Source organism: Desulfotomaculum defluvii, assembly GCF_054657375.1.
Genome location: NZ_BAAHYV010000001.1, coordinates 122,686 through 146,439 on the forward strand (window position 1 = coordinate 122,686; position 23,754 = coordinate 146,439).

General features: G+C 37.9%; 23 protein-coding genes. 10 read left to right on the forward strand and 13 right to left on the reverse strand.

Features of this window, described 5'->3' with window-relative positions; genetic code table 11:
• Positions 1–66 precede the first annotated feature (66 nt).
• Positions 67–1,050: a potassium channel family protein gene (locus ACYQ03_RS00570; protein ID WP_459906851.1), complete on the forward strand. Its 984-nt coding sequence runs from the start codon at positions 67–69 to the stop codon at positions 1,048–1,050.
• Here ACYQ03_RS00570 and ACYQ03_RS00575 read toward each other — a convergent pair.
• Positions 1,004–2,956 carry an ATP-dependent DNA helicase gene (locus tag ACYQ03_RS00575; protein WP_459906853.1) on the reverse strand — a complete coding sequence of 651 codons (1,953 nt, stop codon included), beginning with the start codon at positions 2,954–2,956 and terminating at the stop codon, positions 1,004–1,006. The two genes, ACYQ03_RS00570 and ACYQ03_RS00575, sit on opposite strands and share 47 nt — an antisense overlap.
• A gap of 527 nt (positions 2,957–3,483) precedes the next feature.
• On the opposite strand from ACYQ03_RS00575, the gene serC reads away from it, so the two are divergent.
• Positions 3,484–4,569, forward strand: a complete 1,086-nt coding sequence (gene serC / locus ACYQ03_RS00580; protein ID WP_459906855.1) for a 3-phosphoserine/phosphohydroxythreonine transaminase — start codon at positions 3,484–3,486, stop codon at positions 4,567–4,569.
• Between the two features lie 64 nt (positions 4,570–4,633).
• Here the strand turns inward: serC and ACYQ03_RS00585 are convergent, their stop codons facing one another.
• From ACYQ03_RS00585 to ACYQ03_RS00605, 5 genes are all read right to left on the reverse strand, one after another.
• Positions 4,634–5,362 (reverse strand): ankyrin repeat domain-containing protein, encoded by a 729-nt coding sequence (locus ACYQ03_RS00585; protein ID WP_459906857.1) that lies wholly within the window; start codon positions 5,360–5,362, stop codon positions 4,634–4,636.
• A 129-nt stretch (positions 5,363–5,491) separates the two neighbouring features.
• A complete protein-coding gene (locus tag ACYQ03_RS00590; RefSeq protein ID WP_459906859.1) occupies positions 5,492–6,715 on the reverse strand; it encodes a PKD domain-containing protein in 1,224 nt (407 codons plus the stop codon).
• Between the two features lie 110 nt (positions 6,716–6,825).
• Positions 6,826–7,482 carry an IPT/TIG domain-containing protein gene (locus ACYQ03_RS00595; RefSeq protein ID WP_459906860.1) on the reverse strand — a complete coding sequence of 219 codons (657 nt, stop codon included), beginning with the start codon at positions 7,480–7,482 and terminating at the stop codon, positions 6,826–6,828.
• Positions 7,483–7,638: 156 nt separating this feature from the next.
• Positions 7,639–8,013, reverse strand: coding sequence for a hypothetical protein (locus ACYQ03_RS00600; protein WP_459906861.1), 375 nt, complete (start codon positions 8,011–8,013; stop codon positions 7,639–7,641).
• A gap of 37 nt (positions 8,014–8,050) precedes the next feature.
• Positions 8,051–8,704, reverse strand: a complete 654-nt coding sequence (locus ACYQ03_RS00605) for a hypothetical protein (protein ID WP_459906863.1) — start codon at positions 8,702–8,704, stop codon at positions 8,051–8,053.
• A gap of 373 nt (positions 8,705–9,077) precedes the next feature.
• Between ACYQ03_RS00605 and ACYQ03_RS00610 the strand changes: the two genes are divergently transcribed.
• Genes ACYQ03_RS00610 through ACYQ03_RS00620 form a run of 3 tightly spaced genes read left to right on the forward strand, consistent with a single transcriptional unit; the run spans position 9,078 to position 11,727 of the window.
• Positions 9,078–9,548 carry a helix-turn-helix transcriptional regulator gene (locus ACYQ03_RS00610; RefSeq protein ID WP_459907086.1) on the forward strand — a complete coding sequence of 157 codons (471 nt, stop codon included), beginning with the start codon at positions 9,078–9,080 and terminating at the stop codon, positions 9,546–9,548.
• The gene (locus ACYQ03_RS00615) at positions 9,538–10,812 is read left to right on the forward strand and encodes a coproporphyrinogen-III oxidase family protein (RefSeq protein WP_459906864.1); all 1,275 of its coding nucleotides are present in this window, start codon (positions 9,538–9,540) and stop codon (positions 10,810–10,812) included. The genes ACYQ03_RS00610 and ACYQ03_RS00615 overlap by 11 nt, the downstream gene beginning before the upstream one ends.
• Positions 10,813–10,824: 12 nt before the next feature.
• Complete coding sequence (locus ACYQ03_RS00620; protein ID WP_459906866.1) at positions 10,825–11,727, forward strand: radical SAM protein; 903 nt, start codon at positions 10,825–10,827, stop codon at positions 11,725–11,727.
• Positions 11,728–11,966: 239 nt separating this feature from the next.
• Here the strand turns inward: ACYQ03_RS00620 and ACYQ03_RS00625 are convergent, their stop codons facing one another.
• Both ACYQ03_RS00625 and ACYQ03_RS00630 read right to left on the reverse strand, forming a co-directional pair.
• The gene (locus ACYQ03_RS00625; protein WP_459906868.1) at positions 11,967–12,560 is read right to left on the reverse strand and encodes an RNA polymerase sigma factor; all 594 of its coding nucleotides are present in this window, start codon (positions 12,558–12,560) and stop codon (positions 11,967–11,969) included.
• Positions 12,561–12,684: 124 nt separating this feature from the next.
• Positions 12,685–13,047, reverse strand: coding sequence for a DoxX family protein (locus ACYQ03_RS00630; RefSeq protein ID WP_459906869.1), 363 nt, complete (start codon positions 13,045–13,047; stop codon positions 12,685–12,687).
• Between the two features lie 135 nt (positions 13,048–13,182).
• On the opposite strand from ACYQ03_RS00630, the gene istA reads away from it, so the two are divergent.
• Positions 13,183–14,730 carry an IS21 family transposase gene (gene istA, locus ACYQ03_RS00635; protein WP_459906871.1) on the forward strand — a complete coding sequence of 516 codons (1,548 nt, stop codon included), beginning with the start codon at positions 13,183–13,185 and terminating at the stop codon, positions 14,728–14,730.
• Positions 14,730–15,476, forward strand: coding sequence for an IS21-like element helper ATPase IstB (gene istB, locus ACYQ03_RS00640; protein ID WP_459906873.1), 747 nt, complete (start codon positions 14,730–14,732; stop codon positions 15,474–15,476). The genes istA and istB overlap by 1 nt, the downstream gene beginning before the upstream one ends.
• Before the next feature lie 111 nt (positions 15,477–15,587).
• Here the strand turns inward: istB and ACYQ03_RS00645 are convergent, their stop codons facing one another.
• The gene (locus ACYQ03_RS00645) at positions 15,588–15,740 is read right to left on the reverse strand and encodes a DoxX family membrane protein (RefSeq protein ID WP_459906875.1); all 153 of its coding nucleotides are present in this window, start codon (positions 15,738–15,740) and stop codon (positions 15,588–15,590) included.
• 356 nt (positions 15,741–16,096) lie between these two features.
• On the opposite strand from ACYQ03_RS00645, the gene ACYQ03_RS00650 reads away from it, so the two are divergent.
• Complete coding sequence (locus ACYQ03_RS00650) at positions 16,097–16,498, forward strand: pyridoxamine 5'-phosphate oxidase family protein (RefSeq protein WP_459906877.1); 402 nt, start codon at positions 16,097–16,099, stop codon at positions 16,496–16,498.
• Positions 16,499–17,010: 512 nt separating this feature from the next.
• On the opposite strand, the gene ACYQ03_RS00655 is transcribed toward ACYQ03_RS00650, so the two are convergent.
• Both ACYQ03_RS00655 and ACYQ03_RS00660 read right to left on the reverse strand, forming a co-directional pair.
• Entirely contained in the window at positions 17,011–18,225 is a 1,215-nt protein-coding gene (locus ACYQ03_RS00655; protein WP_459906878.1) for an HD domain-containing protein, read from the reverse strand.
• Positions 18,226–19,393: 1,168 nt separating this feature from the next.
• A complete protein-coding gene (locus ACYQ03_RS00660; protein WP_459906880.1) occupies positions 19,394–19,804 on the reverse strand; it encodes a hypothetical protein in 411 nt (136 codons plus the stop codon).
• A gap of 276 nt (positions 19,805–20,080) precedes the next feature.
• Between ACYQ03_RS00660 and sigI the strand changes: the two genes are divergently transcribed.
• Positions 20,081–20,809 (forward strand): RNA polymerase sigma-I factor, encoded by a 729-nt coding sequence (gene sigI, locus ACYQ03_RS00665; protein ID WP_459906881.1) that lies wholly within the window; start codon positions 20,081–20,083, stop codon positions 20,807–20,809.
• A 6-nt stretch (positions 20,810–20,815) separates the two neighbouring features.
• Positions 20,816–21,814 (forward strand): anti-sigma factor domain-containing protein, encoded by a 999-nt coding sequence (locus tag ACYQ03_RS00670; protein ID WP_459906883.1) that lies wholly within the window; start codon positions 20,816–20,818, stop codon positions 21,812–21,814.
• A 59-nt stretch (positions 21,815–21,873) separates the two neighbouring features.
• On the opposite strand, the gene ACYQ03_RS00675 is transcribed toward ACYQ03_RS00670, so the two are convergent.
• The gene (locus ACYQ03_RS00675; protein WP_459906885.1) at positions 21,874–22,470 is read right to left on the reverse strand and encodes an abortive infection family protein; all 597 of its coding nucleotides are present in this window, start codon (positions 22,468–22,470) and stop codon (positions 21,874–21,876) included.
• Between the two features lie 341 nt (positions 22,471–22,811).
• Positions 22,812–23,675, reverse strand: a complete 864-nt coding sequence (locus tag ACYQ03_RS00680; protein ID WP_459906887.1) for a hypothetical protein — start codon at positions 23,673–23,675, stop codon at positions 22,812–22,814.
• Between the last annotated feature and the right edge of the window lie 79 nt (positions 23,676–23,754).

Genomic DNA, 23,754 nt, shown 5'->3' on the forward strand with positions numbered 1-23,754 from the left:
AATATTTATACAATCTTTACCACTTGCCTATATTTAGCAATGCTATACTACTTATGAGGTGCACCGATGAGTTTAAGAAATTTCTTTTATGTGTTCCTGGCCCTTATTGGGTTAATGATTTTAGCAGTAATGGCCCTGATTCGTATTGAAGGGTTATCCCTGACAGATGCAGTTTGGCTAGCTACTATTAGCATAACTACCGTAGGTTATGGGGACGTCGTCCCTAAAACTGTTTCAGGCCGTCTGGTAACAATGGGACTGATTCTTAGCGGTGTGGGTCTCTACACCTATGTCCTTAGTACCTTAATGGTTATTATCTCTGAGGGCCAATTGTATGATTTATTGGGAGAAAAGCGGAGGAAAAAAATGATCGGTAAATTAAATAACCATATTATAGTCTGCGGCCTAGGACGAGTGGGTTCAGAGGTATTTGATACATTGAAGCGAGAGGGTCAGACCTTTATGGCCATTGAAAAAGATCCTGCCCGAGCAGAGAACTATCGCAACTCCACGATACCCATAATCATAGGCGATGCCAGTCAGGATGCTGTTTTACTACAGGCCGGCATTCTTAGAGCAAGCACCCTCATCACCACCTTGCCAGAAGACGCTGGCAATCTCTTTATCGTCATGACCTCAAAGGATCTCAACCCCAATATCAAAGTAATTACCAGAGCCACGCGGAATGAAGGTATTCCTCGACTAAAAAGGGGAGGTGCAGACAGTATTATTTCTCCCTCTACACTGGGTGGCAAAAGAATGGCTATGGCTGCAATCAAACCAGCCAGTGTTGCCTTTGTACAAACTCTCTTTGAGCAAAAAAATATCAATTACCAAATAGAGGAACTCACCATTAATTCTAGCTCCCCACTAGCCAATAAACACTTAAAGGACTCCGGCCTCCGAGAAAAATTTGGCTGTCAGTTATTGTTAATTAATAGAACCGGAACACCCATTCCCAACCCCAATCCGGATGACATGATTCTACCCGGTGATGAATTAATTATCTTTGGTCCTTCTGATAAATTGACAGATTTGGAAAGAGCATAATAAAAGGTTGAATATTATTATATTTAATTGCGGGATACCGAGGCGAAAGATTTTTTAAGTTTCGGACAACTTCGGCCCCTTCTGGTAAAGCCGCCAAGGCGTGTTCTTCCCAAGGTGTACCCAGCACTGGTTCTAAAATAGCTATTGCACCCCCATCCTCACGTGTTCGGATAAGTCTGCCACACCCCTGTTTTAATCTTAGGGACATTTCAGGATAGTCTACAGCAAACACCGGATCTAGGCCCTGTTCCACCACCTCGTACCTGCGTGCCTCCATTAGTGGTTCCTGTGGAGGAAAAGGCAAGTTCCAGATTACCAATAGAGTCAGTGCTTCACCAGGTATATCTATACCCTCCCAAAATCCTGAGCCAACAAGCACCGATGAAACTCTTTCACGAAATCTTCGGAGCAGATATCCTCGTTCAGCACTGTCTTCCCAAAGGAACTCGTATGGTAATTGGTAATTTTTAAGTCTTTGGCGAATTTTGTGTACATCGGATGGTGCATTAGTTAAAATCAACGCCCTTCCTTGAGAAAATCTTAAAAGATCATATAGTTGTTCTAAAGCAAAGTCAAACCAATCCTCTTGGCGGCTGTCAGGCACATTTTCTGGTAGATATATTTGCACTTGTTTTTCATAATCGAAAGTACTTTTAACAGTTGAACTAGAGAAATTTTTCAAACCCAAAGTACGCGCAAAGTAGTCAAAGTGTCCACCAGTGCTCAAGGTAGCAGAGGAAAAAACCATTGGCAGCCCTTTGTCAAAAAGGTGCCTATTTAACAAGCCACTAAGATCTCTTGGTACAACCCAAAAACTTTGGTCCCCATCGGCCCAGAAGATAACATCCGCTCCTTTATTCCTATAAAACCTGTCCAGAGCTACAATCGCCCGTTCAATTCTTGACTCATAGACTAGTAATTGAGATTCGGGAACGGATTGGGTATTAAGAGCTTGCTCATTTTGAAATTCAAAAAGTAATTTATCTAAAGCCCGAAGTAAAGTATTTACTGATTTTAGAAGTTCATCACTTAACATCACAGTTAGGCGGTCGGAACGTTCATCCCTGCTTGAAGACTTATACAAAAGCTCAAAAAATTGGGAACTGGCCCTATCTAGGGCGAAGCTGGCAGAAATTAAAGAAGTTCTACTCCCCTGGATATCTTCGATGGAAGAGAGCATACTCTTGATCTCTTGCTTATTCAAATACCTCCCGGCACTTAAAGCAGCAGGGAGCAGCACCTTATGCCCCTCATCAAAAATAACGGTTGAATATTCCGGTAAGATGGGAAGTTGGCCGTTTGCAGTTCTCTCATCCCTTGTCCACAAATCATCAAAATAGATAGCATGGTCACAAACAATTATATCTAAACCTGCCCTGTAATGTTCCCTAACTTTTACTAACTTACAAAATCCCCGCCTAGAACAAGTTTCACAGGGCATTGTCTCATCCCAGGCTACCTGCTTCCATATATAATCAGATATAGTTGGCATCTCGGAACGTTCACCACGCTTGGTATGTCTCCCCCAGTTGAGGATACTCACCAATTCTTCTGGTTGTTCGTATGATGTGTAATTCAACTTGCTAACTTTTTCGTCACAGATATACTGGCGTGGATCTTTGGCCATCCGGATATCAACGTTCAGATCAAGTAGCCGTGACAGATTTTCAATATCTCCATTTGGTCCTGCCAATTGTTCCTGAAGTGCTGTGGATGCACAGGCAATTATGGCAGGTTTTCCTTTAAAGCGGGCATAAGCAATGGCAGTAAGCAAATACGCAAAGGTTTTACCTGTACCTAATCCTGCCTCTGCCAGATGTACCTTACCACTGCAAACTGACTCGGCAATTCGAAAGGCAGTATAAATTTGTTCCTCACGAACCTCATAGCCCCTTTGGGGCAGCACATCGTAAAATATGTCCCCGATCCAATCTGTTAGCTTTTCTGAAAAATCTTCTTTACCTAGGTATGTAAAGGGTACGTTTTGTTCTGACGTCCTAATTTTTGCTCACCGCTTTCCAAATTTCAGGGCCACTGTGTTATTATTTTTACCTCTTTATTTTTCTCTAATTTTATGGCTTTAAACTGCGTTAGCAGAAAAATTAAACTCGTCAGTTAGTACGTCCCATTGATGAAATATACAACATTATATTCTATTTGATTAAGCATGTTTGCATTATTTTTTAGAATAAACTCGCTTAGTCATTGAATTTACTAAATTGTTCCAATATAATCTATAATAACTGTTATAAAATTATTGAACTATTTTAAGGTGGAAGTAGTATTGTTTAACGCTTGGGTATAATGATTCGTTTAAAGTGTTTGATGCTGGATAAATATTTTAAGAGAAAAATAAGTGAGTAATCACCTAAAATCCAGGGATAACAACAAACGAAGTATTGAAAATAATGTTTAAAATTGGGAGGAGTTAAGATGTCACGAGTGTATAATTTTTCAGCAGGTCCAGCAGTATTGCCTGAAGAAGTTTTAAAAGAGGCTGCAAACGAAATGTTAGATTATAACGGTACAGGCATGTCTGTGATGGAGATGAGCCACCGTTCTAAGTCCTTTGAAGAGATTATTACTACTGCAGAGCAAGATTTAAGGGATTTGATGAATATTCCCGACAACTACAGAGTGTTGTTTCTCCAGGGTGGTGCGAGCCTTCAGTTCTCGATGATTCCAATGAACCTAATGAAAAACGGTGTTGCAGATTATATTGTTACCGGACAATGGGCAAAGAAAGCTTATCAAGAAGCTCAGAAATTTGGAAAGGTTAACAAAATTGCATCCAGTGAGGATAAAACTTTTTCCTATATACCTGACTGCTCTGACCTCCCGATTTCAGAGAATGCTGACTATGTTTATATATGTGAGAATAACACTATTTATGGAACTAAATACAAAAAATTGCCTAATACAAAAGGGAAAATATTGGTATCCGATGCTTCCTCATGTATCTTATCCGAACCAGTAGATGTAACTCAATATGGTGTTCTTTATGCAGGGGTTCAAAAAAATGTAGGCCCTGCAGGTGTAGTAATTGTAATTATCAGAGAAGATCTAATCACAGAGGATGTGCTTCCGGGAACACCAACAATGCTACGGTATAAGACCCATGCTGATGCAAAATCCTTATATAATACTCCCCCTGCATATGGAATTTATATTTGCGGTAAGGTTTTCAAATGGCTGAAAAAAGTCGGTGGTTTGACAGCAATCAAAGAACACAATGAGAAGAAAGCAAAGATTCTATACGATTTCCTGGATCAGAGTCGGTTATTCAAAGGCACGGTTGTCAAGGAAGATCGTTCCCTTATGAATGTTCCGTTTATAACTGGCGATGCAGATATGGATGCCAAATTTGTTAAAGAAGCAACTGCTGCTGGATTTGTGAATTTAAAAGGCCATAGGACAGTTGGCGGCATGCGTGCATCTATTTATAATGCAATGCCAATTGAAGGTGTTGAGAAGTTGGTTGAATTAATGAGAGAATTTGAAGCGAAAAATCTTAAGTAGAATACGAAAACAACGCTACCTTTCAGATAAAACAAAGGTAGCGTTGTTTTGCGTTTTACCCCACTCATAAGCCTGCGAAGACATCTGCTCCATTCCTTATCAGCAACTGGACAACTTCTGCGTTTCCTACTATGGATGCTCTAATCAAGGGAGTCTGCCCATCATTTCCTTTTATATTAATATCTGCACCTTCGTCTAATAACACTTGAACTTTTTCCTGGTTTCCTTCATAAACTGCATAATGTAATGCACTCCACCCAAAATTCTTGTCAACGGCATTTACCTCTGCATCACTATCTAATAACAATTTCACTGTTTCACAAGAGTTTTTTATATTAGGGACTACCCCCGATGCTAACATAAGTGGTGTCATACCATCTTTCTCATCAGATAAATTAACATCCGCGCCGCCTTTTAGCAATAGCTTAATGGTTTCAACATTTCCACCGATGATGGCAAGGTTAAGTGGTGTAATTCCAGCCGTAGACTGAATAGCATTTACTTCTGCCCCGTTTTTCAGTAATAGTTGAATTATATCGTTATGCCCCTTCTCAGAAGCATACATTAAGGGGGTTAGCATCAAGTCATCCTTTGCATTAGGATTTATTCCTGCGTTTAGGAACAGTCTTACTATTTCAATGTCATTATCTTTAACGTTCTGAATAAAGGTACTTTCATCAAAATTCACTCCCATCTGTTTAAGTTTCTCTTCCGCCAGCCTTTGTTCGTCTTGACATCCTGTAAATAAAAATAGGATCACCACAAAACAAATTGACAACTTCTTAAATCCCATATTTTCACCTCTTTATACGATTAGATGCTCTCAGAAGAACTTTAGGTAGAAGCTATAAACTCTTACTAATATTTTGGGCTTTTTTCAGGAAGCAACTTGTTTTTAATTCAAAGTGAAACTTTAATAAATTCAGTCCACATCATATATTTTAGAGCTTTTGCAAGGGTCAATAACCTGGGTAATTACGTTTTGGGCAAAACATACTTGAATAACATTAATACTTAATGGATTGGATGTTTTTAAGTAACCATATATATCTAACACTGTACACCTTGCTTGATAGACTCCGGGTTTTGAATAAATATGATGATAGTTTCCGGTTTGTGTCGTTATTTTGGGAGATCCGTCGCCAAAATCCCACTGAAAGGCAACTACACTGTCTGAGTTCTGACATACACAGTTAAAGGCAACACTCAGCGGAGCGGCCCCTGTAACAGGAGTTGCTGTGAATAAGGTAATGTGGGCTGCTTCGTATACCGATATGTCTATTGAAGCAGTGGAAAGGGTAGCGCCGTTGTCATCTAACAACGTGCAAGTGACCGGATAGGTGCCAGGCTGTCTGTACTGGAAGGATGTAATTCCGGTAGTTGTTGTTCTATCAATAACTCCATCTCCGTTAAAATCCCACTGGTACTCCTTGACTATATCCGGGTAATTAACAATACAATTAAATGTAACGTCCAAGGATGCAGTACCCGCGGTAGGCTCTGCTGTCAAAGAACAAATTACTGTACTGCTTGCTATCTCAACGCTTGCCAGCTGGTGAATGGGAACCAGCATTTTAGTAACGCAACTTTCTAAAAAAGGATTATTATTTTGGGGTACCGAGGCAACACCAGAGACAAAGGTATAAACTCTAAAACTAGAAGCTCCTGCCGGGGGAGTTAGGATAATTGCACTGCCTGCTGTGCCAGATAAAACTGCATCAACCACTCGCTTGCTAAAGGCACCAGAAAAAAATGAAACATTCACTTTTTGACCAAGAAATTCATCGAAGAATATACTTCCGGAAGACATTTGATAAACTTCGTTAATCGCACTTATGACACTGGATTTATTATTGGTTAGTAGGTTGTTTAAATCACCTATGCGGTTGTCTAAGGCCGGTGACCAGACCAAACCATCATATACTTTTAACTGGTGTGATAATGTGTCAAACCATAATTGTTCTTCTACTTGATTGGTTGGTTCTATGGGACTAACTATCACATCCCTTATTTTGTTCACATTTAAATCTGTTCCTGTGACGAATAACTCCATCGTATCCGTAGACAAAAACAATTGCCCCGGGGAATTATCTGTGGCAGGTATACTCGTTCGAGGGCCACGTTTAATTTGAATTATGGTTGGCATATTAGATTTCACCTGCCCATGATTCTTATGCTTTACTAGAAATGTCCGTAAAATATTAAAGAGAGGCGCAGGCAGAATGCCTGCGCAGGCTCATTTTAAATAATTCAACTTTATGCTAGGTATGTGAATGTTACTGCGTCGCTGGCCCCGCCAGGCCCAGTAACGGTCACGTCTACTGCTCCTGCTTCTGTTCCAGCCGGAGAAATGGCGGTGATTTGTATGTCACTGTCGATAGTATAGGATGCTGCCGGTGTTGCACCGAAATTTACACCAGTAGCACTGAAGAAGCCAGTTCCGGTTAAGGTTACTGATGTGTTTCCGGCTAATGGACCATCATTAGGACTTATGCCATCTAATTCTGGTACTAGTACTCCTCCGTCAATTGTTGCGTGTGTAAGAACAGTTGCTGTTGTAGTTGTTGCTGCAAGTTGGGCGTCGACTCCACTAGCAAAATCACTAATATCAGCTGCTGTATAGGTGTGGATTGAAAATACAGGATCAACATGAGGACTCTCACTGCTAGCCGTTGTACAAACATATAATTTATTATCATCAGTATCAAACCATAAATCGCCTACTTCTGCAATTGTTGGAGCATCTGCAGCAACAGTTATATTGGGGTTTACTAACCTAAGACTCCCATCTGATTGACCAACGTATAACTGATTTAATGTGGTATCTAATACAAGTTCTCCTTCTGCTGCATTACCTGAGTATGTGTTAACTTGTGCAGTAGAACCCCGTTTAAGTTGAAAAATTGTTGCCATGTAAAATCACTCCTTTGATTTTTCCATAACACTTCCGGAAGTGTTTACATGGTAACATATGCAATTTATTCCAATTTTGTTCATTATTTAATATTTATAAAATGTATATTTAGCGGTCATTTGTCCCTTGCTGTTCGTTGATAAATCGGGTTTATCTTACGTATGAAGACTGATAGTATATTTCCAAATTCCAAAACTAACTGCAATTATTATTATATTAAACACAATAGTTTGGGTTATTATTTTTTTATCTTTTATCTTAATATAAGATAAGTAATTCAATATACTTACACTAACAACAAGCCAAAAAGAACAAAAGAGAAAAATAATAGCCATTAATTTAATATCTCTCAAAAATAAAAACCCACCTACCGATACGATAAGCCACTCAAAATTTTTGATTATCGAACTATTACTTTCTTTTCTAAATGGATAAGGATTATATTGACCTTTAGTATATAAATAGATCCCTCTAAAAATTTTAGAGAGTAATATAATAGCCACAACTATGATATAAAAATAATTTTCCATAAATATCGCAAATACCGCCTTTAATAAGTCCCCGAAATTAGATCTGTTCAAGCCTTATTTTTGGTGCTGTCATATTACCACTATCAAATTCGCCTTTACCTTTATCAATTAAGAAGTTAAAATCTAAGCAATTCTTTTTCTCTGGTTGTAATACAAATACGCTTTGATTATTGTTATCCTTTAGGGCTAAATCCTCTATAAAGAATTCGTTATTAATTAATTTTATAGATACTTTCAATTCTTCTTTGCCATGATTTGTTAAGATTATAGTCCCAGTTACCTTTTGCTTTTCCCCTTCAGTATTAACATTGCATTCACTTTCTTTTGCTTGATATTCAACCACATTTAAACCTTTTTGATAAGAATAATAAGTATTTTTGGTGTACTCTGTTACCGCAGGAACTATAAATATAAAAAGAGCTAAAAAAATCCCTGGCATTTTCCTGACTAAATAGGGGTGATCCTCTTTTAGACAGTCAACTGCTCCACGCCAACCAATAACAACAAATAAAAGTCCATAAAAAAATGTATAACGCAAACCCATCTTTTCTTCATCATTTTGCCAAGCTTTCAATCCTACTTTGTGAAGCAAATAATCCCCTAAGCAAAATCCATTGGAAGCTATAGTTGCAAAAAACAGCCCAAATATCATAAGCAACAGAAAAAGTATGCCGATATAACTCTTCTTCATCTACCTTTCTCCTTCTGGGTTAATTAACAGTAGCATGGATCATATTCTCTGGTTTAACTTAGTTAAAAATAACCATGCGTCATTTTAAAAGCCCCACAATTACTAATAGTTCAGGAATTGATTTCATTGATAACCCCCTTATAAAATGTTTATACTAAAGATATCCAAATTCCTCCCTAAAGTTTACTAATGATAACAATTTAAGATTTCCATCCTAACTTCTCTACATACCAAAAGGGGATAGGCAAATTGTCAGCCCCTTTTGTATTTATTGTAATTAAATAAATTAAGATAAACTCTCAGAATATTATTTACATCCCAATAATCAAAGTGTAAAATTACACTAATAGTGTAATTTTTGGAGTGATGACTTCTGGATAGAGTTGAGTTTATTAATAAAATGGATTCAAAGCTAAGACTTATCAGAAATGAACTGGGATTTACCCAGGATAAAATGTCTGAAATTATAGGCTTATCTAAGAAAACACTGGTTCAGATAGAAAAGGGGCGGTCAAGTTTAGGCTGGACAGGGTCTGTAGCTGTGGCCTCTATATTTCGAGATAGTGAAATCCTTCAAATGACTTTTGGCGGAAATCCACAGGAACTGATTTTTTCCCTTGCCTTTGAGAACTATGAAAGAGATTATCAAAGTACCATGGGTGGTAAAGTATGGTGGAGAGATTTGGAGCAAAAAGCTTCTTATAAAATTCAGCAAAACATTATCAGTCAGCATTATAGAATTCTGGATAATCAAGATAGACGGGTCTGCTCCTCCTTTAACATCGAGTATATACGAAAGAGATTACTTGAATTATGTAAAGGGGAAAGTAAAAATGATTACTGAGTTACTACGAAGAATAATTTTAGGAAAAAAAGAAAGATTTCTGTTTAAAGGCTACCAGAACGGTTTAGTAGATTTTAATTCAATTGACAGGGAAACGGGCATATATATTCACATTCCCTTTTGTCAAACCATTTGTCCGTACTGCCCCTACAACAAGATAATATATGATAAAAACAAGGCCCTGGCATATAAAGAAGCCTTAATTCAGGAGTTATCCTTATACAAAGAATATCTAGTAAATAAGAATATCTCTTCTGTCTATATTGGAGGTGGAACTCCTACCCTGTTATTGTCAGAACTAATAGAGATTATTCAGTTCATTAGAGATAATTTTAACTTCAAAGGTGATATTGGTATTGAGGTTCATCCAAATGAAGCAAATGCGGAGGTATTCAGCACATTAGTAGATATAGGTATAAACCTTATAAGTCTTGGTGTTCAGACTTTTAATAATCAAGCACTTAAAAATATAGGTCGTAATTATAGTGCTCTTGACATAGAGCACGCACTCTCTCTTATCAAAGATTACAATTTCAAGTGTGTCGATATAGATATTATGACTAATCTACCTGGCCAGACCATTGAGGATATTAAATATGACTTAGAAAAGATATATTCTTATGACATAGACCAACTCTCTATATACCCTATGATTATTTTTCCCATGACTAAAATTGGCAAGGACATAAAACAAAAGAGTATTAGTCGGTTTAGTGAGTTTCAGGAGCGATATATTCTCAAGGTCATAGACGAAACATCCCAAAATTATGGCTACCATAGGACCTCCGTCTGGACCTATGGTAAAAGCCATCATAACAGATATACTTCCGTAACCAGGGAAAGTTTTGTTGGTTTTGGAGCGGGAGCAACTTCACTGTACGGAGATTATTTCTACCTCAACACTTTTGATGTTGACGAATACATTAATGCTGTTAAACATCAAAGAATACCAATTAATCTTGTTAATGTTATGAATGAACGAGAGAAAATGATTTTTTGGATTTTCTGGAGATGCTACGAGGGCACTATTGACATGCAGAGATTCCATGAACTATTCGATAAGGACTTAGATAAGGAATTTAAGCTATTAATCAACCTCTTAAAATTACTTAGAATAACCAAAAAACAAGGTACTGAAATTAAACTAACTGATTGGGGAAGATTCGCTTACCATTATACTGAAAAACAATACTCAATTCATTATCTAAACCACTTATGGGAGAATTCAATGAAACAACCCTGGATTAAAGAAATACAAATATAAGGATCATAGAAAATGAAGATTAAACACCTCCTATCGCTCATTTGTTTTGGCATCAGTACGATTTTACTAAAAAGAAAGAAACCTATTTTAGGTACTATAATATTGACAGATTACTGTAATTTAAGCTGTAAGCACTGTGCAGTAAACAACATTAATAGGCAAATGTTCTCTTATAAAAGTATTAGAAAGGAAATGGAATGCTTCTATAAAGAAGGTATCCGGATTCTTTTCTTCTGTGGAGGCGAAACTGTACTTTGGCAGGATTCAGGAAAAAACGTCAAGGATTTGATTCGGGAAGCAAAAGAGATCGGTTTCTATATAGTTAACATTGTAACCAACGGAACAGTTGATCTTAACTTTCCAGAAGCTGATGTTATATTCCTAAGTCTCGATGGTAATAGACTATCTCATAACATAATTCGGGGAGATACTTATGATCTCATTCTCAAAAACCTTAGCAGGGCTGAGGGATGTAACATTTGTATCTACATGGCAGTCAATAAATTAAATTACTCACACATTGAAGATGTTTGCCAACTTACCAAAGAATACTCAAATATTAATTCCATCTCTTTCAACTTTCACACCCCCTATAAAGGGACAGAATCACTAATTTTAAACATGGAAGAAAAGCGAATTGCAGTCAGTACTATCAGGAAAATGGTTAAAGAAGGTATGCCCATTTTCAACCTCTATTCCGCCCTTGATGCGTTCTTAAAAAATGACTGGCCCAGGCCCTGCTACCAGTGTATCGTTTCCGAAAATAATAAGAGGTACATATGTGGAAGGTGTGTACAAATCGACGGTTTATGTAAGGAGTGTGGTTATTTATTTGCAGTAGAATTTTCACTCCTTTGCAAAGGGAACATTCCAGCAATTTTTGATATGTTAAAAACCTATATAAAATATGTTTAAGCAATTCTGTTACCTTAAATTTACTTAAAACTAATTATGATTTTCACCTTGTTCTTAACAAAGATCCCATCAATACTGTTCTATCAACGTTACTGATTGGACTGTCCGGGATAGCATTTCCCCAGAGATACAAAAATCTTTGCAAAACAAAGGAAGGTGGGCCCCAATACTCGGAGGGACTAGTTGTCCTATGCCCTTAAGACAATAGACACCCAATTACTCGGGTGTCTTCAAATATTTTATTCTAACCCAAAACCATTTAGATTGATTTTGCCCATATTTTTATAATCATTACTTTGTTTTAATAATTTTCGTAAAGCTGTTCTCGCTTTATGCAAACGCCATTTTACAAGTTCTTGGGTAATATCCAGTATTTCAGATACTTCTTTGGTAGTGCAGCCATTAACTTCTCTTAAGACGAATACCTCACGTTGTTGTTCCGGTAATTTTGCAATTGTACTATATAAAATCTGTTTGATCGCATTTTTCTGGCATCCTTGATCTGGGTCAGAACAATCACTACTTGAGGGGGTGGATTGCATTTCCTCATCCGAATGCTCTCTTTGAACACAACTTTTACGTTGATGGTCTATTGTAGTATTTACTGCTATTCTATAAAGCCAAGAGGAGACCTTTGATTCACCCTTGAAAGTTTGTTTTGATTGGAAGGCTTTAATAAAGGTATCTTGTGTTAAATCTTGAGCAAGGTGATAATCACCGGTCATTCCATATATAAGATTCAATATTTTCTGTTCATTATCATTAATGATTTCTTCAATAGAAAGGCCATCTGAAATAGTGTCTGGACCGTAAAGATTATCCATAAGACGCATACTCACACCTCCCATCATTTAAAGTTAGTTTTTTAGTATCTTTTCAAACTATGCCGAAATTCTAGTTAGACTTTAAAACCCACATAATTTTTTACTTAGGTTTTCAATACCTAAGTAAAAATATTTACCTGAAAATTTTCCTAGAAATAATGTTATCCAGTGATAAAGTACCTGCCCCTTTGATCACAAAATATAAGGATATTAAAAATAAAACAAATACATATTCAACGCCATCTGCCGGACCTTTTAAATCAAGAAAGAATCCATTTGGCAAACTTACCTTAATTGCTGCACCTGCCATTATGATAGCTAGACCCAAAGCTGCAGGACGGGTTAAGAAACCTAGTAATATTGCTATTCCACCAAAAAACTCACCCAAAATTACTAAAGCTGATAGAACTTCTGGGATACCCATTGCCTGAGAAAAATAAGCTATTGTCCCAGACCACCCGTGTCCTCCATGAATAATATGACGAGATAGAGCCACCGTTCCGATTTGTGAGAGCCACCATGTGCATGAAATAGAGCCATCATGGTACTCAAGAGAGCCACTGCCCTCTTAATCCCCCTATAATGGAATTTGCACTTCTTCAGTGTAAATAACATCTAGGAGGATCAGCAAATGATCAAGTACCGTGAAATCCTTCGGCTCCATAGCCAAGGCATCAGTCAGCGTGGCATAGCAGCAAGTTGCCAATGCTCACGTAACACCGCATCAGCTGTTATTCAACGAGCAGATGAATGTGGAATATCCTGGCCGTTTGAAAAAGACCTATCGGACAGCGAGCTTCAGGATTTAATGTTTCCCGAAAAGGCCCTACCCACTTCGAGGAAAATTCCAGATTGTGAGTATATCCACAGGGAGATGGCAAAGAGCGGAGTGACGTTAAGCCTTTTGTGGAATGAGTATTGTGAGCAGTGTAGGCTAAGTAATGAGATTCCCCTCATGTATAGCCAGTTTTGCAGGTATTATCGCAAATATGCCAATACCACAAAGGCCACTATGCATATTGATCGTAAGCCAGGGGAGCAACTTGAAGTGGATTGGGCTGGACAAACAGCCCAGATTGTTGACCGAATTACGGGCGAAACAATTAAAGCGTATGTTTTCGTCGGGGTTTTATCCTGCAGCCAGTATGCCTATGTAGAAGCATTTCTATCTCAGAATCAGGAATGCTGGATTGCAGCCCATGTGAATGCCTACAATTTCTTTGGTGGTGCGACCAGAATTCTTGTTCCTGACAACCTAAAAACAGGTGTGGAAAAGTCTTCTTGGTATACGCCTACCATTAACAAGACTTACCATGAAATGGCTGAGTATTACGGTACTGCGGTTATCCCCGCCCGTGTTCGCAAGCCCAAAGATAAGCCAAATGCCGAAGGTGTTGTGGGTAACATATCCACATGGATCATAGCATCCTTACGGAATCAGAAGTTTTTCTCTTTAAGAGAGTTGAATCATGCAATTCAAGAAAAGCTGGCTGAATTTAATATCAGGCCATTTCAGAAAAAACCAGGGAGCAGGCTGAGCGTATTTCTTGAAGAGGAGAAATCAGCTCTTATGCCACTGCCTGCAACCCCATACGAATTAGCTATCTGGAAGACAGCCACTGTGCAGTTCAATTATCACATATCTGTGGACAAAATGCATTATTCCGTGCCCTATGAATATATCAAGCATAAAGTCGACGTTCGCATAACCAGAAATGTAGTAGAAGTTTTCTTCAACAACCACCGCATTGCTTCTCATGTAAAGCTTCATGGGCGGGTAGGACAATATAGTACCATCGTAGACCATATGCCAGACGACCATAAAAACTATACCTCTTGGAACGCTGAAAGGTTTATTTCCTGGGCAGAAGGGGTTGGTCCTAATGCCGCTACAACCATTAGGGCGATCTTATCTGCACACAAGGTAGAGCAACAAGGCTATAAGTCCTGCATGGCACTGCTAAAACTAGCGGATAAATATTCTGTCACCCGTGTAGAGGCTGCCTGTAAAAAGGCTCTTACTTATACACCACAGCCCAGTTACAAGAGCGTTCAAACAATCCTGAAAACGGGTCAGGATAAAGTTGCTACAGAAGAAGATCCCACCCCACCTAGTAATGAATCCACAGCAAACTTTGGTTTTACTAGAGGTTCAGGATACTACGGGGGTGAACAGTAATGATTAACGAGACTACTGTATCAAAATTAAATGAAATGCGTTTGACTGCAATGGCTGATTCCTTTAGGGAACAGCTAAAGGATAATTCCTACCAGGAGCTAAGCTTTGAGGAACGTTTTGGCCTTATTGTGGACTTGGAGTGGTCTAGACGGAAGAACAATAAACTAGCGAGATTAATTAAGAAGGCTGATTTCAGGTTTCCCAACGCTTGCATCGAGGATATTGAATATCATGCCGACAGAAAGCTTGATAAGGCCCAGTTAACTAGGTTATCTACCTGTAATTATATTCAGGACAAGCATAATGTCATTGTCATGGGTGCATCTGGTAATGGCAAGTCATATCTTGCTTGTGCATTAGGCGTAGCCGCCTGCCGTAATTACTATACCGTTAAATATGTCCGTCTCCCAGATTTGCTCGATGAGTTGGTCGTGGCTAGAGGAGAAGGCGTATTTAAAAAGACCATGAAACAGTACAAAAACGTAAGCCTGCTCATCCTTGACGAATGGCTTCTAGTACCACTGAAGGGGGCCGAAGCACGTGATCTTCTTGAGATCATCGAGGCAAGGCATGGGAATGGCTCAACCATCTTTTGTTCACAATTCGCACCTGGTGGCTGGCACCAAAAGATTGGCGAAGATACCCTGGCAGATGCCATTCTTGATCGTATAGTTCATGATTCGTATTCCATATTTATTGATGGTAAGATCTCGATGCGTGAACGACACGGGCTAAAAGATAAGTAGTTAACCAATTAATGCGGGAGCCATCGTCACCAAATGGGGGTGGCTCTCCCATATGAACATCGTGGCTCTATTTGATGCACATAGTGGCTCTCAACAATCGGACTAGTGGCTCTAAGCCATCATAATATTCACTCCAAACCATCCAAAGAGTTTTTGGGAACCGTGAGCCATAAATACAGTACCTAAAGAAATTCTTAACACCAGATCAGCTTGTTGCGGAAACACCTGAAAAAGTTTTTCGATTAGGCTTTTATTTTGTGACAACGTAGTTACCTCCTCATTAAAATTAGTAGATCGGCGCCAACCTCTACACTATTAAGACGAGACTACTAGTTAATTGGATAGTGGTAAAATGATTTTTTCCCGCTGTTAATATGTGGAACGAGAGTAACTAGAGATATTCCTGTAAATTGCGTTCTAATTTCTATACTCATTTGTATTCACTTCAGACATAAGAGGCTTTTAATAAATTGGTTGGTTAAGAATTGAAAGATTGAGAATACCTTGGCCACTATCTTTTTTCTGTCTTAGAATTATTTTAGCTATGTCATTGTTTGGGATAAATATTTAGTAAGCAAGGCATACTAAATTATAATGATTAAATATGAGGAGAGAGTAATATGAATATTGAACAGGTCAAAGAAATTTTGACTGATGGAACGCTAGGGTATTTTGCAACTACTAACGGGGAACAGCTTGAGGTTAGAGGATGGCAGTATCAGTTTGCAGAAGACAACAAATTTTATTTTATCACTGCAAACACGAAGGATGTTTATAGGCAGATGAAGGCAAATCCACAGGTAGCCTTTGCTGGTGTCAGTAATGATCATAACGTTAGAATATCCGGCAAGGCAATTTTTGTAGGTGCTGATGAAAGGAAGAAGTATTTTTCGAGGTTATCTCAGGGAGTCCAAGATTTGTATAAGAGCTGGGATAATCCTGTTGTGGAGATATTTTATCTAGAGAGTGGAGAAGTTAAGATTAACAAAGGATACGAACCCTTTCAAACAATTAAGTTCTAATGATTCGAAAGTAGTGAACTACTAGATACTAAAATTAATGGACAAAAGAAAGAAAAAAGCTACGCCGGTTTACTCTTAACCTGTTCCATTTTAAAGTATAATTTTAAAATTGGCAGACCCTCCCTTTATCCGTTACAGGAAGGAAAGTTGTCTCAAATTTATCAGGCTTTCTTTTATCTTTATCCTCGATATCATATCAATAAATACAGTAAAATCAAGGCTTTAGTGAGTTTTGGGTAGTGGTTTGGTACAGGTTTGAAACGGGCGTTTTTTTAAAAAGGCAGGGGGATCCTGTTTTGGGCTTCTGAATCACCTGTTTTCAGCTCTGTTTTTATCCTCTGCCTACTCACCCCTACAGGGATTTCTGTTATTTTTCTCTGCTATTTTTTATAGTGTTTTCCCCTACTATCCCATTTATTCTCTATACCTTCTATATGCTCCTGATATAATTTTGACAACAAAGCAAACAACTTACACTCATATACTATCTGGTTTCTATAATACTCACACCCCTAGCCCCTTACCAATGGTTGTTCTGAACAATTCTTTTTATACAATTCCATAAGCCTAAAAGAAAGGTCTAATGATATTTCAAAAGCTTTACTTACCTCAGGAAGTGACTTTTTCCAAAACCCATGTTCAATACAATTCTCAATTATTGAGTATTGACTTGCGGGTAAGTATTTTTTCCAAACCCCAATTTCAGGTTTGTGTTCATATACTACATAGTCCTTCTTTTTTTCATCCCAATACCTCTTTTTAAAATAACTATTGGATAATTCAAGTTCAGGGTATTTTATTGATAACGCAGATAAGAGTTTACTAATAGCTCTTAAATTATTGTAAACATTCCTTTGAAAGTTTGGTTTTCTAGATATTCCACTTATAAAAAATTCATTATCATCAAAATCTTGTTTTTTCTCATTTAAGCTTTTTAATAATTCCCATACTCCACAAGTAGCTTCGGAATATTCTATTAGCTTCTGTATTGTTTTAGGCGATAATTTTGTTATTTCCCGATATAGCTCTCTTGCATCCTTGTTAAGGAAGCTACCCGTATTAAAAGTCACCGAAACTGATTTTATAAACTCAAGCACTTCTTCGATTTCAGAATTATTAATACTCTTACGGTTTACCAACTGCCTTAACTCAACAACTAAAGAACTAAAATCAGTTGATAATATTCCGGGCATTTTTTTAAGAAATACCTTAGATAACTCTGTGTAATACCATAAACACTCATCTCTGGTACAATTAAATCTTTCCCAAATTACATCACCATACCGCTTTTGGTCCCGTAGTATTGATTTGACATTATGTATTTTGTCAGCCAAAGATACACGTAAAGATAAATCCGACTGCTCCAAATGGGCTAGATACCTTTCTTTACGTTGTCTCCACGGTGGTTTAGGACTCTCACTAGTATCACTACAAGCTAAAACAATTGAAGCTACCCCATCACCAAATAGGCTTTTTATATTCGATAGAGTATCTAGACCACCTTGGTCTTCTACTGCATCATGTAATAATGCAGCAATTACTTCGTCTTCAGACCCTCCATCTTCAATAACTATAGATGTCACCGCAAGTAGGTGGCCAATGTATGGGATCTCTTTTATACCAAGTTCTTCTCGTTCCTTAATCGTAAGTTTTCTGACCTGGTTTGCATGCAATCGACTGGCATAAACCAATGCGTTTGTAAATCGTTCTGTTAAAATACTAGACACCACACACACCTTCTCAACTATTTATTAAATCTTAAAATTAGATATTCATTGCCCTTACCTCGTCTAATTGCTTTTCAATATCCATTGAAAGATTATATACTTCCATTAATCTTTCAATACTACCATGTGGTAAATCATACATTTTAACTAATTCATTAATATTCTCTCCTGGCATAACATAGCGCGGATAATCCTCGGGATTTTCCAGGTCCCATGAATCAAATATAATTAAACAATGGGTAGCACCTCTTTTTACCCCCTCGTTTAACCACTCTCGAATTTGTTGCTTAGTCGTCCCGATTCCTTTAATAATAAACCCCTCCTTCTAAAGAAGTTTCTGCTACTTTCCCAAATATACATAATATTTAATTTAAACAACCGTTTGGGGGACTAGCAAAGTAGGCCATTTCTTTACTAAAGAATTAGATGTATTGTCTTCTATTTAAAATAACGAAGTCCTATATCCCTTTTGTAAAAATTACATAAATTTTTAGATATTTTTATTGTTATTTACAAAGATAAAACCGCTCATTGCGCCGGTTGATACTAAGGTCAACCTATACTTACCCCTCTTCCTTAGAAGGATTTCTCGTTATATATCCGTAACAATTCTTGGTACCAGTGTTGTGAATATGTTAAATTAAATTGTACCGCCCAAGTCTACTGTTTCAAATCTAAATATTTTCATATTCTTCCCCCATATCTTGACTCCCGTAGGACACCCTCCTTTGGGTGGCCCTCTAACTTGATATTAGTCAGCTCTTGGCTGTATATCTAATTACTTTAGAGCAGATGATAATTCACATTTTAAAAGGCAAATTGGGGCCTTACAAGTGCGAATTGCCATCTGTTCTTTTTTTGTTCCCATTTAAATCAATCAAAGGGGGTGATAACGGTGGTACTCAATTCTCCCATCCAACATACAACCGTTATGAGGTGGAAAACCACTGGGAGATGTCTTAAATGGAAAAACAAGCTCCAAATAATGAATTAAAGAAGGGATGATGCCCTATGAAAAAATCGTTAGTGGTAAACTCTACAATACTGAGACTTCGAAACTAATTGAGTCCTGGTCAACTGGTGGTTCTTTAAGTGGATAAGTTTAAGGTGTAAGTAAAGAAGCCACCTCCTCATAAAAGGAGTTGGCTTCTTTGGCTTTCTTGCGTATTTATCTTTGGAATCCCATGTGTCCGTTTCCCATATGCTGACTGGACATCATTGAACCAGACATGGCTCGATGGTTTTGTAGCATTTCATTATGATTCTGGCTCATCTGCTGGTGATTTTGCTGCATCCAGGAACTCATTTGTTGCTGGATCTGTGGATCTATTGGTTGCTGATTCATGACTTGTCCACTAGGCATTGTTTTAGAAGTATCCGTTTGCATCATTTGATCCACTGTTTTAGCGCCATCCACCGTGTCACTGCTTTGCTGCATATTTACAGTTGAATTGGGAGTTTTAGTATTCTCAGGTTGAATTGGTGCATTCGTTATGGGCAATGCGTAAGCAGCCCCCACCATGGAAATCCCCAAAACTAATGTAGAAACTCCAGTAACCAATTTCTTTTTGCTTAACATTTGTCAAACCTCCTGATGTTTATTTAGGAACTCTTAATTTTAGGTGCTCCTTGTTCCTTTTCACTTACTCATTCGCATATGAAAACAGTTTTTGGGTGGGTTACGTTTTGAAACATAGTACAAATTTAAAATATCCCGATAATGTGACATCTTTGTAAAGGTTTTGTTAAACTTGCAAGCTACACTTAAAGTAAAGGCTTATAAATACCTATCTTTTTTCGCTTACCCACCTAAAAAGACTGCTTCATTGCGAATGTCTAATAGCGGAGGAAAACAATGTTTCAATTTAGACTTAACAGATTATTACAAAAAGCAACGAACGGCGATGCAAGGGCCAGGGAGGAACTCCTTGTCAAACACCGGGATTACATTGCCAAAGTAAGTTCCCGTATCTGTAAGCGTTTTTTAAGCTGGGAGAATGATGATGAGCTAAGCATTGCCTTATTAGCTTTCAACGAGGCCATAGACAGCTATGATTTTAGTCAGAGAGCTGCTTTTTCCTCCTTTGCATACACCGTGATGCAAAGACGCCTAACGGATTACTTTAGAAAAAGTCCTTCCAAATACGAACTTATGCTTTCTGAGAACACTGAGTTTGCCGATAGCAATATGCTATTCCTATTGGAGCAGCGATCTCACACCTCCTATGAAGAAGGTTTGCAGCAGGAAAAAATGGCCGAAACCATCGAACTGTACCAACAGCATTTGAACAAATACGATATTACTCTGGAAGATCTGGTACTATGCTCCCCCAAGCACCGGGACAGCCGGGAAAAGTTATTTCAGGTGGCTATGACTATTCTCCATAACAAAGATTTTCTAAGCTGCCTACAGAAGACTCGAAAGCTACCTGCCAAAGAACTCGTAGAAGTCACCGGACTAAGCACCCGAGTTTTGGAAAAGGGCCGTAAATACATTATTGCTACGGTAATCCTGCTCACCGAACCGGACCTTTCCGCTCTAAAGAGGTTCACCAAACCATTCAGTCCCGAGACAGAGAGGTAAAAACAAATGGTAAAAATAAAAGCAGTAGTTATGGCCCACAGAGAAAAATATAAGAATACCTTAGTTTACACCGAAGATGGCCAATACTTGACCACCCGTATCAAGCCGGAACCACAGGTTGGTTCTACCATCTATGTAAATCAATCGTCCATTATGGCTAAACCTAAAATGTTGGTTGTTGCAGCGGCTGTTCTTTTAATCCTATTCACCGGTCTAATGCCTAATTTTGCTCCCACTCCGGCCGCTGCGGCCTATGTAAATCTAGCTTGGCAACCGGAAATTGGACTATGGGTTGATGGAGAAGGTAAAGTCACCCAGGCCAATATCGTGGGACTACCGAATGAGGATTTTGGCACCACCCTTAAGGGGCAAGACCTTTATTCTGCTCTTAGTGAGCTATTACAGTACAGCCAGGAACAAGGGTATTTAGAAAAAAAACAGAGTATGGTTATTGGCACCCTGATTAAAACAAATGAACAAAACCTCCCCGATATAACGGAACAACAGTTAAAGGACTTCCTATACAGCCAATTAGAAAAGCAGGGTTACCAAGGGGCACTGGTGGTAACGGTCCAAAAGCAGGAAATCCTTAAAACTGCTGAAAAGGCTGGCATGCCCTTGGGGAAGTATGTGGTTTATGAAAATAGTCGTCAACAGAATCAACCAGTAAAACTTGACCTGCTTAAACAACAAGATGTCCTCACCGCCTTATCCCAGGCAGGTGTTAAAGGTGGCGACATCTTTGGTCATCATTATATGGAGGTTAATGAGCATATGCATGAACAGGGAAGTCCTATGGAAAATGGCACTATGATAACCAACCCTATTCACCAACAGAGCTCTTTACCCGCTACCCGACCATCCGAGGGTACATCTAGCCAAACCCAAATGCATACAACACAGGGGACCATGAACCATTCAGTAATGCAGGATCAACACAGTTCTAGCACTTCACATGATACAGAATCACACAGTGGCCATATGGGAATGAACAGACACCAATAAAACTAAAGCCAGATAGCATTATTCTTGCTATCTGGCTTTATAAGTTTTGTTAGTTCAAACTAGTGCGTTATACTACTGCCAACGGCAAGTTTAGCATGACGCTCTTCAAGTCCTTTGTATGATGCACTTTTCCCGTGCCCACTACCATATGGGTTGCGCAAAGCTGCCAAGTTTGTAGCTATCGCACGCAAATTACCCAAAATGGCTTTCATCTCAGATGCTGCAGATGTCGTATCGGGTATGTCTTTGGGCATTAGCTTAAGAAGTTTAACCGTCTCGCCAGTCAACTGCCCTACATCCCAGTTCTTGTCCCATTCTACTCCTTTTTCATCAAGAATAGTTTTGCAACAGCTCTCAACCAATTCCTTAGCTTTTCCGATTGCTTCTGTTGGATTTTCAGACTGCATTTTTAACATTAAATCAATCTGTGCAGAAAGATATGTGCTTGAAAATTTCTCTTTCAACTCTACCGCAGCGGAAGCAAGAGGATTTTTGTTATATAAGATACGTTCCATTATATCTTTGCATCGGCCATACACTTTTGAATATTCCCCACTGTTTTCAATTTCATATTCGTAACGAACTTCGTAATAGTCCAACAAATCTTTCAACAACTTTATGGTGTCATCCTCGGTAGCTTCGCTAATATAAGCCATCAGTGATTTACCCTTTGATTGTTTGTAAACCTGCGCATAACGGAACCCCAACACTTTCTAATGTAAACACGTTAAAGTCATTTGTGGAGAAATTTAGTACATAGCCGCCTCTATTGAACAGCTTCATAAAAATTCCTTTTTCAGTTTGAGATAGCCTAGGCATATTTTCTTCCTTTTCTTAGACATTTTTTATTCTTAAGCCATAGTAATTTGTTAGGTTATCTTCTCAATAAGTTCAAAACAGGGCTTCCCATAATTGTTATACTGTCGGCATCTTGAACTGCTGATTATTAGCCTAATGGGTATATATGAATATGGGAAGTTTTCATCCAAAAATGTTATTACTCTTTCAACCAATCAGGCGTAATATCATTAATTGATATATCTATACTTGGATGATTCTTAACGTCATCAAAAGCTTTTTGTAAATCTTTAAAGTCTATTGGATTAAAACTCATATTACCATTTTTGAATTCCTCTATAGAATTGTATTTCACAATAGCCGGGGATTTAACTCTATGCTTAATTACAAAATTGCTTATTTGTTGATAAGCATCCACAATCTCTTTTGATAAGTGATAAACTACTGTTAAAAGCAAAACTGTCAAATTGACATTCATGGGTTTTATATATGGACGTATGTCTATATTCTCATCCAACTTTTCTAAATCCTTTTTAACATGTTTCCACTTAGAGAACTCCATTAAATGGCTTTTGCTAAATTCTAGACTATTCCCACTAAAATCTACTTTATATTTTGTAAAAGGTAAGGAATAATGCATGATAAAATTCCTTAATAGTACAAGGAATCTATATTCAAATTTTTCATTATAAAGATCGTTTGTTGTTTTTCTAAAATCCTCTAGTTTATTGCCCCCTTTTTTTGTTAATACCTTTTCAATCTGGTCTATAAACATGCCAATGAATGAACAGTAATTAGCAATCAGCCGATTACCCTCTATAAATATATTATCGGTTTTCATATTTTGTATTGATGAATAATTAAGGTAAATAGCTTTTAAAAATGATTGTAGCTCATTACCATTTGAAATCGTAATTTCATATAGATACTTTATGTGTTTATATTCTGATATTGGTTTTAGATGGTAATAAAGTTGATCTAATTCTTCCTGTTGAATATCTTTTAATACCTTAATAGTTCGTTTTCCATCTACTATATTTATTTCTGCTAACTGTATGTACAACCTAATCCCCCCCTGTAATCGAGCATAAAGTAGATCTTACAGGTGTTAATAAAGAGTTTCCTTATGTTAAATTCACCTT

Bases quoted from the DNA above. Each gene is read 5' to 3' on its own strand.
- ACYQ03_RS00570 (WP_459906851.1), top strand. From the start codon at position 67: ATGAGTTTAAGAAATTTCTTTTATGTGTTCCTGGCCCTTATTGGGTTA.
- serC (WP_459906855.1), top strand. From the start codon at position 3,484: ATGTCACGAGTGTATAATTTTTCAGCAGGTCCAGCAGTATTGCCTGAA.
- ACYQ03_RS00585 (WP_459906857.1), bottom strand. From the start codon at position 5,362: ATGGGATTTAAGAAGTTGTCAATTTGTTTTGTGGTGATCCTATTTTTA.
- ACYQ03_RS00590 (WP_459906859.1), bottom strand. From the start codon at position 6,715: ATGCCAACCATAATTCAAATTAAACGTGGCCCTCGAACGAGTATACCT.
- ACYQ03_RS00595 (WP_459906860.1), bottom strand. From the start codon at position 7,482: ATGGCAACAATTTTTCAACTTAAACGGGGTTCTACTGCACAAGTTAAC.
- ACYQ03_RS00600 (WP_459906861.1), bottom strand. From the start codon at position 8,013: ATGGAAAATTATTTTTATATCATAGTTGTGGCTATTATATTACTCTCT.
- ACYQ03_RS00605 (WP_459906863.1), bottom strand. From the start codon at position 8,704: ATGAAGAAGAGTTATATCGGCATACTTTTTCTGTTGCTTATGATATTT.
- ACYQ03_RS00615 (WP_459906864.1), top strand. From the start codon at position 9,538: ATGATTACTGAGTTACTACGAAGAATAATTTTAGGAAAAAAAGAAAGA.
- ACYQ03_RS00620 (WP_459906866.1), top strand. From the start codon at position 10,825: ATGAAGATTAAACACCTCCTATCGCTCATTTGTTTTGGCATCAGTACG.
- ACYQ03_RS00625 (WP_459906868.1), bottom strand. From the start codon at position 12,560: ATGCGTCTTATGGATAATCTTTACGGTCCAGACACTATTTCAGATGGC.
- istA (WP_459906871.1), top strand. From the start codon at position 13,183: ATGATCAAGTACCGTGAAATCCTTCGGCTCCATAGCCAAGGCATCAGT.
- istB (WP_459906873.1), top strand. From the start codon at position 14,730: ATGATTAACGAGACTACTGTATCAAAATTAAATGAAATGCGTTTGACT.
- ACYQ03_RS00650 (WP_459906877.1), top strand. From the start codon at position 16,097: ATGAATATTGAACAGGTCAAAGAAATTTTGACTGATGGAACGCTAGGG.
- ACYQ03_RS00660 (WP_459906880.1), bottom strand. From the start codon at position 19,804: ATGTTAAGCAAAAAGAAATTGGTTACTGGAGTTTCTACATTAGTTTTG.
- sigI (WP_459906881.1), top strand. From the start codon at position 20,081: ATGTTTCAATTTAGACTTAACAGATTATTACAAAAAGCAACGAACGGC.
- ACYQ03_RS00670 (WP_459906883.1), top strand. From the start codon at position 20,816: ATGGTAAAAATAAAAGCAGTAGTTATGGCCCACAGAGAAAAATATAAG.
- ACYQ03_RS00675 (WP_459906885.1), bottom strand. From the start codon at position 22,470: ATGGCTTATATTAGCGAAGCTACCGAGGATGACACCATAAAGTTGTTG.